Here is an 8,036-nt window from a genome sequence, read left to right as displayed (position 1 = left end):
GAGAGTAGGTCACCGCCAGACTATTAATAAAACAGCCCCCAGCTTACGCTGGGGGCTTTTTTTATGTCCGAAACAAACACCTTACTTCAGCAGCGGCTACGACCAAAGTCCAATTTCCCCTATTAACAATCCCACTTACATTTGTTAGCGACCCAAAAACAATAATGTTGAACAACTGGAGGGGACGTTATGGCATTCGAAAGCGAATCTCATGCCAAAGCGTATTGGAAAGAGAACCTCAGCTTGATGCTCAAGCTGTTAGTTGTATGGTTTATCGTTTCCTATGGCTTTGGAATTATACTGGTGGACGTGCTTAACGAAATTACTTTCTTTGGCTTTAAGCTGGGATTTTGGTTTGCACAGCAAGGCTCCATTCTGACTTTCATCGTGCTCATCTTCATTTATGTGAAGGGCATGGCCGCGTTAGATAACAAATATAATGTACACGAGGACTAAGGCGCTATGGATATTCAAACGCTCACCTTTATAATCGTCGGCCTGACCTTCGCGCTATACATTGGTATCGCAATTTGGTCACGTGCTGGCTCAACGAATGACTTTTATGTAGCAAGCGGTGGTGTTAACCCGGTAATGAACGGGATGGCCACAGCTGCTGACTGGATGTCAGCTGCTTCTTTTATCTCAATGGCGGGTATCGTAGCCTTCGCTGGTTATGATGGTTCTGTTTACCTAATGGGCTGGACAGGTGGTTATGTCTTATTGGCCATGTGCCTTGCTCCTTACCTACGCAAGTTTGGCAAATTCACTGTGCCGGACTTCATTGGCGACCGCTACTATTCACAAACCGCTCGTACTATCGCAGTAATCTGCGCTATCTTGATCTGCTTTACTTACATTGCAGGACAAATGCGTGGTGTCGGTGTTGTATTCTCCCGCTTCCTGGAAGTGGATATTGCAACGGGTGTTATTATTGGCGCAATCATCGTTTTCTTCTACACCGTACTCGGTGGTATGAAGGGAATCACGTACACACAGGTTGCACAATACGTTGTACTGATGTTTGCTTATGTTGTACCTGCTGTATTCATCTCACTATTAATGACGGATCATTTCTTGCCCCAAACTGGCTTTGGCGCAACCATAGCTCAAGACGTTCCGGGCGGAGGAAATTACCTGCTTGACCGGCTCGATGGACTGTCTCAGGAACTTGGTTTTGCTGCATATACGGAAGGTATGCGTAGTAAAGTCGATGTGTTCTTCATCACAGCTGCATTAATGGTCGGTACTGCCGGTTTGCCTCACGTTATTGTGCGTTTTTTCACCGTACCTAAAGTACGCGATGCACGTCGCTCTGCGTTCTGGGCTCTGACCTTTATTTCTGTGGTTTACTTAACAGCGCCTGCTATTGCTGCGTTTGCCAAGGTCAACATGTTCAATACTATCAATGGTCCTGAATTAACGGGCGTTGAATATGAGAATGCACCAAGCTGGATTAAAAACTGGGAAAAAACCGGTCTGATCACTTGGGAAGATAAGAACGATGACGGCAAAATGTTCTATTCAGGTGATGAGCGCAATGAAATGACTATTGACCGTGACATCATGGTTTTAGCTAACCCTGAGATTGCTGATTTGCCAGCCTGGGTCGTTGCACTTGTAGCTGCCGGTGGGGTAGCCGCTGCGCTCTCTACATCTGCAGGCTTGCTATTGGTTATTTCGACGTCAGTTTCGCATGACTTATTGAAACGAAATTTGGCACCGAATATCACGGATAGACAGGAGCTCTTCTACGCCCGACTCGCAGCGGCGGTCGCGATAATTATCTCGGTTTACTTCGGTATCTATCCGCCCGGCTTCGTGGCGCAGGTGGTCGCCTTCGCGTTCGGCTTAGCGGCAGCGAGCTTCTTCCCTGCGATCATCATGGGCGTATTCCATAAGCGTATGAACCGTGCAGGTGCAGTAGCTGGTATGGTTGTCGGTATACTGTTTACCTTCTGCTACATTGTTTACTTCAAGTTCGTCGCTCCGGAGTTAAATACTCAGGAAAACTGGTTATTCGGTATCTCACCGGAGGGTATTGGTACTTTAGGTATGATAATCAACTTTGTTGTTGCGGTTGTTGTGCATAAATTTACTGGTGACGCCCCGGAAGATATTCAGGAGCTGGTTGAGTCCATTCGTTATCCGAAAGGATCGGGTGAAGCTCAGTCTCACTAATGAATAACATAATACAGTTAAAGCCCAGCCCGAGTGCTGGGCTTTTTATTGACTAAGTTGTGTTAATACACAAAACTGAAGTCAGCTTTTCCACATTGAGGTCAGCTCATGGAAGTAAATGCATTTCTAAAAGATTGCCCTCCATTTGATACGTTATCTGAAGAGCAGAGAAGTTGGGCGGTATCTCAATTGCAGTCCGTTTATATGAATGAAGAAAACTGCAATGAAATTATGAAAGACATGCGACCTGCACTTTTTATAGTGCGCTCGGGAGTCTTTGATTTGCGAGGCGCTGATGGACGGTTAATTGAGCGCCTGGAAAATGGCGATCTCTTCGGCTATCCGTCGTTGTTATCGGGTCGAGAAGTAGTAAATAAACTTAAAACAATAGAGGATGGCATTGTTTACGTTTTGCCTCAGTCTGCCTTCGATCGTCTTCGTAATGTGTCGAAACCCTTCGAACAGTATTTCATCAGGGCGCATGGACAACGCTTGCTAACAGAGCAAAAAAGTGACGAAAATGATGAGCTTGACTGGAGTGAGCAAACGGTCGGTAATGTCGTAACAATGCCCCCCGTTAGCTTAACCAGTGACACCTCTGTACAGGAAGCGGCAAAGCTGATGTCCAGCAACGGGATATCCTCTGTGCTGGTTGTAGATGATACCCAGCTTGTGGGAATATTGACCGACAGAGATCTGAGAAACCGCGTTGTGGCAGAAGGCTTGCCGCTTGACGTTCGAGTTGCCGCAGTAATGACGCAATTACCTGAATCTGTTTATGAGAATCGCTCATTAATGGATGCGCTGACAACAATGACTTCCAGCAACATTCACCATCTGCCCGTGGTTAATGATCAAAATCAACCTGTAGGCATGGTGACCGCTACCGACCTAATCCGCCAGCAACGCAGTGATCCGGTGTTTCTCATCAGCGCCATTCGTAAAGCCGGTAGCAAAGAGCAGTTAGTAGAAGAGGCTAGAAAGCTTCCGGACTACCTGCAAACTTTTGCCAGTCGCGTAAAACAAACCTCAATACTGGGTCGTCTTATGGCGTCGGTTACCGACGGTATGACACGCCAGCTTATACAGTTGTACGAGCAAGAGAATGGCGCTGCACCGGCTGCATACAGTTGGCTCGCATTTGGCTCGCAAGGAAGGGAAGACCAGACGTTAAGTTCGGACCAGGACAATGGCCTGTTATTGAGTAACGGTTTAACCGACAAACAAAAGGATTGGTTTGCCGGTTTGGGGGAGTATGTTTGTGAGGGGCTCAATGAATGCGGTATCCCCTCATGCCCGGGCAATATTATGGCATCTAACCCTGATTGTCGCGGCACAATAGATGAGTGGAAAAAGCGTTTCACTAACTGGATAGAAAGTCCGACACCTAAGGCTTTGATGTACTGCCAGATATTTTTTGACAGTCGTCCGGTGGTGGGGCCCGGTAAGTTTTACCAAGAGTATCGTAAGCAAATAGCTGATTTAGCCAGGAATGAAATGTTTTTAGGAAACTTAGCGATTTTAGTCAATAAGATAAGTGTTCCGCTTGGGCTTTTTAATCGGTTGCGTACAGAGGACACGGATGATGGCGACACCATTGATATCAAGCGCTACGGGATTGCACTTATTAATGATATTGCCCGCATTTATTCTCTGCAGGCAGGGCTGACATCGCCGAGTACGCCCGCTCGACTAGCAGCTTTAAAAGGGAGTAAGCTGCTAAACCGACGCGATAACCAGTCGCTGCTGGAAGCCTGGGAATTTCTGACTCAACTGAGGTTGAATCATCAGCTAAAAGTTTGGGGAACAGATAAACCCAAAAACGCAATAGACCCGGATGAGTTAAGTACCTTATCAAGGCGCCAACTGAAAACCGCATTTAAGATAATTAAAGAAGCCCAACAGGGCGTAGGCTTAAAATTCAGTCGCCAGGGTTATTAGTTATGGCGCAATGGTTAGAGAGACTTGCTCATTGGTACGACCGCCGGCAAAAGCTAAAACGCCCCTGGCAAGAGTTGCGGTATGTTGCGCTGGATATTGAAAGTACCGGGCTGGATCCAAAGAAGCATCAAATATTGTCGATTGCGTGGATGACCATACACCCGCCAGTAATGCACTACGGCAATGCTCAATATCATGTTTTTGCTCACGGACAGGAGCTTGAATTAGGTCAAAGTCCGACTATCCACGGTTTAACCCAGCAAGACTTTCTGCATAGCTCGGAGCCCAGGCAAACGTTCGGTATGTTAAGTCGAGCTTTGAATGATGCCGTATTAGTTTGCCACCACAAAGGCATGGACTGGCGGTTTTTGAAGCATATTGAGGCGGAGTACGGCACACTTTTTAAACCGCGGGCAGTTTTCGACACTTTAGCTTTTGAAAAAAACAAACTTGAGCGGAATCCTCAGCAACCTATTCAAGGTGGCCAACTAACGCTGAGTGCGTGTCGAAAGCGTTATAACTTACCTGACTATCATGCTCACCACGCACTAACAGATACCCTCGCTTGTGCAGAGCTTTTTTTGGCGCAGTGTTACTCAAATGAGAACTCTAATAGGCCAGCAACCTCTTTATTAAAAAGAGCGGCTAATTAGGTATTTTAGATGTATTTAAAAACATGATACCGTGGGAATGTTACAAGGTGTTACAAAGTTTAATAAGATGTTTCACTGCGTAATATTGTAACTTTTGGAGATAATAAGTCTTAAAAACCCAGGGAAATACAATCATGAAAAATTCAATATTCAAAGTGAGTGTTGCAGCATCAGCTGTGGCTTTGACTTTAGGCAGTGCCGCACCGGCTCTTGCTGATGAGTCAAAAGGTTTTCTGCTTGGTAGTGCAGAAAACCAGGCTGGAGATGCAATTAATGATGTCCAAATTACCATAACGAATTTAGAAACAGGATTAACTCGTACCGTTACTACCAATGAAAACGGTAACTACCGCTTTCCTTTACTACCGCCCGGACAGTATTCTTTAAAAGCAACGAAGTCGGGTTACGGAGTGTTGGAAGAAGAAATGCTGCGTGTGCAAGTCGGTGGTCGTACCAATATCGATTTGACACTTGTTACTCAAGAACAAATGGAAACAATCCAGGTAACAGGCTCGGCTATTTCTTCTATTGACACTACATCGTCTGAATCTGAGCTCGTTATTGGCCAGGACTTTTTGAGCAAGGTTCCTGTCCCTCGTGATCTTTCTTCAGTTGCTTTGCTAGCACCGGGCACAACCCGCGGTGACTCAGCGTTTGGTAACCTGGCTTCCTTTGGTGGGGCGTCAGTGGGTGAAAACGTTTATTACGTCAATGGCTTGAACGTAACGAACTTCCGTAATGGACTTGGTGGTTCTGAGTTACCATTCGAAATGTACGAAACGTTTGAAGTAAAAACGGGTGGTTATTCTGCTGAATATGGACGCTCTACGGGTGGTGTCATAAACGCTACCACGAAATCCGGTTCGAATGAATTTAAAGCCGGAGCAAGTGCTTATTTTGAGCCATCTTCACTGCGTTCTGATAAACCAGATGTGATCCTGACTGACGAGGAGCAATTAGCCCGCAACGGTAGCCCTTACTATCAGTTAAATAGCAAAGATGAAATTGGTGAAAACAACTACAACGTTTGGGCAAGTGGCGCACTGGTCGAAGATAAATTGTTTTTCTTCGGTTTGGTTAACTTTAAAGATCGTGTAAGCGACTTTGCTACTGCAGGACAGTCCTACGAAAGAGATGCATCAGACGTTTTATTTGCTGGTAAATTAGACTGGTATATTACCCAAAACCATATTATCGAATTTACGGGTTGGGATAACTCAAGCGAACTGGAATCCAGTAAGTACGCTTACAATGCCGAGCAAGACGCGCAAGGTGAATTGTACGGTGATTACGTATTAGACCGCGGCGGGAAGTCATATGCGGCTCAATATACGGGTATTTTAACCGATGACTTAACGCTAAGTGTTTTATACGGCGTTAACGAAGCCACTTATACAAACCGTAACGCGAGCTCGGATACTGTTGCTATCTATGCAGACGGTTACTCTGGTCAGTTTACAAACTTTGGTTTAGCAACGCCTTCTGTTCAGGAAGATAAACGTACAGCTTATCGTGTTGATATCGATTGGTATGTCCACCCGGATCATACGATTCGTGCCGGTATTGACTATGAAGATATGGAAGCTTACGAAAAAACTGAGCGTGCTGGCGGTGTAGCTTACACTTACTATGGTTGTGACTCTTCAGGTTTCTCTGACGGTGATCTTGTCGGATGTACTTTGGTTGATGAAAACATTTACAGCAACGAAGGTAGCTTCGAGACTAAATCGAACGCATTTTACGTTCAGGATACTTGGTACGTAACAAACGACGTTGTTGCCCGCATTGGACTACGTAATGAGACATTTGAGAACTACAACAAAGCCGGTGAAAAGTTTGTTGATGTTTCTGATCAGTGGGCACCTCGCGTTGGTTTAAGCTGGGATATCAATGGTAATGGTGAGAGCAAGTTATTTGCTAACTATGGTCGTTACTTCTTGCCTGTAGCAACTAATACAAACGTTCGCCTTGCTGGTGACGAGTACTATGTTGTAAGCACCTATGAAGTTGCCGATATCAACGATGATAATACACCTGTCTTTGGTGACTTAGATGGCCGTTCTGTCTATGCTGACGGTACTTTGAAAGGCACTGGTGAAACAGTTAACGCTGATCTTGACCCTATGTACCAAGATGAATACATCCTGGGCTATGAAACCATGGTTTCTGAAAATTGGTCAGTAGGTGTTAAAGGTACGTATCGTGAGCTCGGCAGTTCGCTGGAGGATGTGGCGATCGATGCTGGCTTTAACGAATACCTGCAGGATGAGTTTGGTTCAGCTTGTACTATGTGTGCCAGTGGCTTCCACTATTATGTTCTTACCAACCCCGGTAATGACGTGACTATCACTACCGATCCGGATGGTGAGTCTGGTCCACTGGAAAATCAACAGTATACAATTCCGGGAAGCTACTTAGGCTACCCTGAATCTGAGCGTAAGTACGCAGCTGTTGATGTGACTGTTAAACGTCAGTTTGATGATAAATGGATGTTTGACGGTAGTTACACTTGGTCTCATAGTTGGGGAAATAACGAAGGTTTTGTTCGTTCAGATAATGGGCAGGATGATGCTGGACTGACAACGAACTTTGACCAACCAGGATTAACAGATGGTTCTTATGGTAACTTGCCAAATGACCGTCGTCATATGGTTAAGTTGCGCGGCTCATATGCACTTACAGATGCATTCAGCCTGGGAGCTAACTTTAGCTGGGAATCTGGTCGTCCGGTTAATGCCTTCGGTTACCACCCTACGGACACTTATGCTTCGCTGTACGGTGCTGAGTCTTTTGTTAAGGATGGCGAAATAGCGCCACGAGGTTCACAAGGTCGTACAGATAGCCAGTGGCGTTTAGACTTGACTGCTCGTTATAACATGATGATCGGTGATACGGATGTAACCTTCCGTGCAGATGTCTTCAATGTGTTTAACAATGACACTGCAACTGAGGTTAATGAAGTATCAGAACGTTTCGCAGGTTATGAAGCGGTTGATTATGGCTACGGTCTTATTGCCCGAGGCCAGGAAAATGAGCTTTACGGCTTGCCAACTAACTTCCAGACTCCACGCTATGTGCGTTTGAGTGCAGAAGTTAAGTTCTAAAGTAAAGCAATAGAACTGGAACGTTCAAGCCGGGAACTCTCTGATTCCCGGCTTTTTTGTCTGTCATTTATAATAGGGGAACACTGTGGAAGTTATGGCGTTTTTGTCGGATATTCAGGAGTCGATGAAAGCTCGACGGAGAACCGAAGCGGTTGAAAAA

The 8,036-nt window shown here is 45.6% G+C and carries 5 protein-coding genes; all 5 read left to right on the top strand.

Features of this window, described 5'->3' with window-relative positions; translation table 11 throughout:
• Positions 1–189 precede the first annotated feature (189 nt).
• The 5 genes from B3180_RS10095 (at position 190) to B3180_RS10075 (ending at position 7,876) form a co-directional block, all read left to right on the top strand.
• Positions 190–456, top strand: coding sequence for a DUF4212 domain-containing protein (locus B3180_RS10095; RefSeq protein WP_054491183.1), 267 nt, complete (start codon positions 190–192; stop codon positions 454–456).
• Between the two features lie 6 nt (positions 457–462).
• Positions 463–2,178 carry a sodium:solute symporter family protein gene (locus B3180_RS10090; protein ID WP_278358288.1) on the top strand — a complete coding sequence of 572 codons (1,716 nt, stop codon included), beginning with the start codon at positions 463–465 and terminating at the stop codon, positions 2,176–2,178.
• Positions 2,179–2,286: 108 nt separating this feature from the next.
• Positions 2,287–4,119 (top strand): DUF294 nucleotidyltransferase-like domain-containing protein, encoded by a 1,833-nt coding sequence (locus B3180_RS10085; RefSeq protein WP_278358289.1) that lies wholly within the window; start codon positions 2,287–2,289, stop codon positions 4,117–4,119.
• 2 nt (positions 4,120–4,121) lie between these two features.
• Complete coding sequence (locus B3180_RS10080) at positions 4,122–4,772, top strand: 3'-5' exonuclease (RefSeq protein WP_278358290.1); 651 nt, start codon at positions 4,122–4,124, stop codon at positions 4,770–4,772.
• A gap of 134 nt (positions 4,773–4,906) precedes the next feature.
• On the top strand, positions 4,907–7,876 hold the full coding sequence (locus B3180_RS10075) for a TonB-dependent receptor (protein ID WP_199494993.1): 2,970 nt from the start codon (positions 4,907–4,909) through the stop codon (positions 7,874–7,876).
• Positions 7,877–8,036 lie beyond the last annotated feature (160 nt).

The organism is Idiomarina sp. UBA4206 (assembly GCF_002383015.1).
Lineage (GTDB): Bacteria > Pseudomonadota > Gammaproteobacteria > Enterobacterales > Alteromonadaceae > Idiomarina > Idiomarina abyssalis.
Note: the sequence above shows the minus strand (reverse complement) of the source record. Positions and strands in the feature narration are given on the sequence as shown.

Excerpts from the sequence above, each read along its gene's own strand:
- B3180_RS10080 (WP_278358290.1), top strand. The coding sequence starts at position 4,122 with ATGGCGCAATGGTTAGAGAGACTTGCTCATTGGTACGACCGCCGGCAA.
- B3180_RS10095 (WP_054491183.1), top strand. The coding sequence starts at position 190 with ATGGCATTCGAAAGCGAATCTCATGCCAAAGCGTATTGGAAAGAGAAC.
- B3180_RS10075 (WP_199494993.1), top strand. The coding sequence starts at position 4,907 with ATGAAAAATTCAATATTCAAAGTGAGTGTTGCAGCATCAGCTGTGGCT.
- B3180_RS10090 (WP_278358288.1), top strand. The coding sequence starts at position 463 with ATGGATATTCAAACGCTCACCTTTATAATCGTCGGCCTGACCTTCGCG.
- B3180_RS10085 (WP_278358289.1), top strand. The coding sequence starts at position 2,287 with ATGGAAGTAAATGCATTTCTAAAAGATTGCCCTCCATTTGATACGTTA.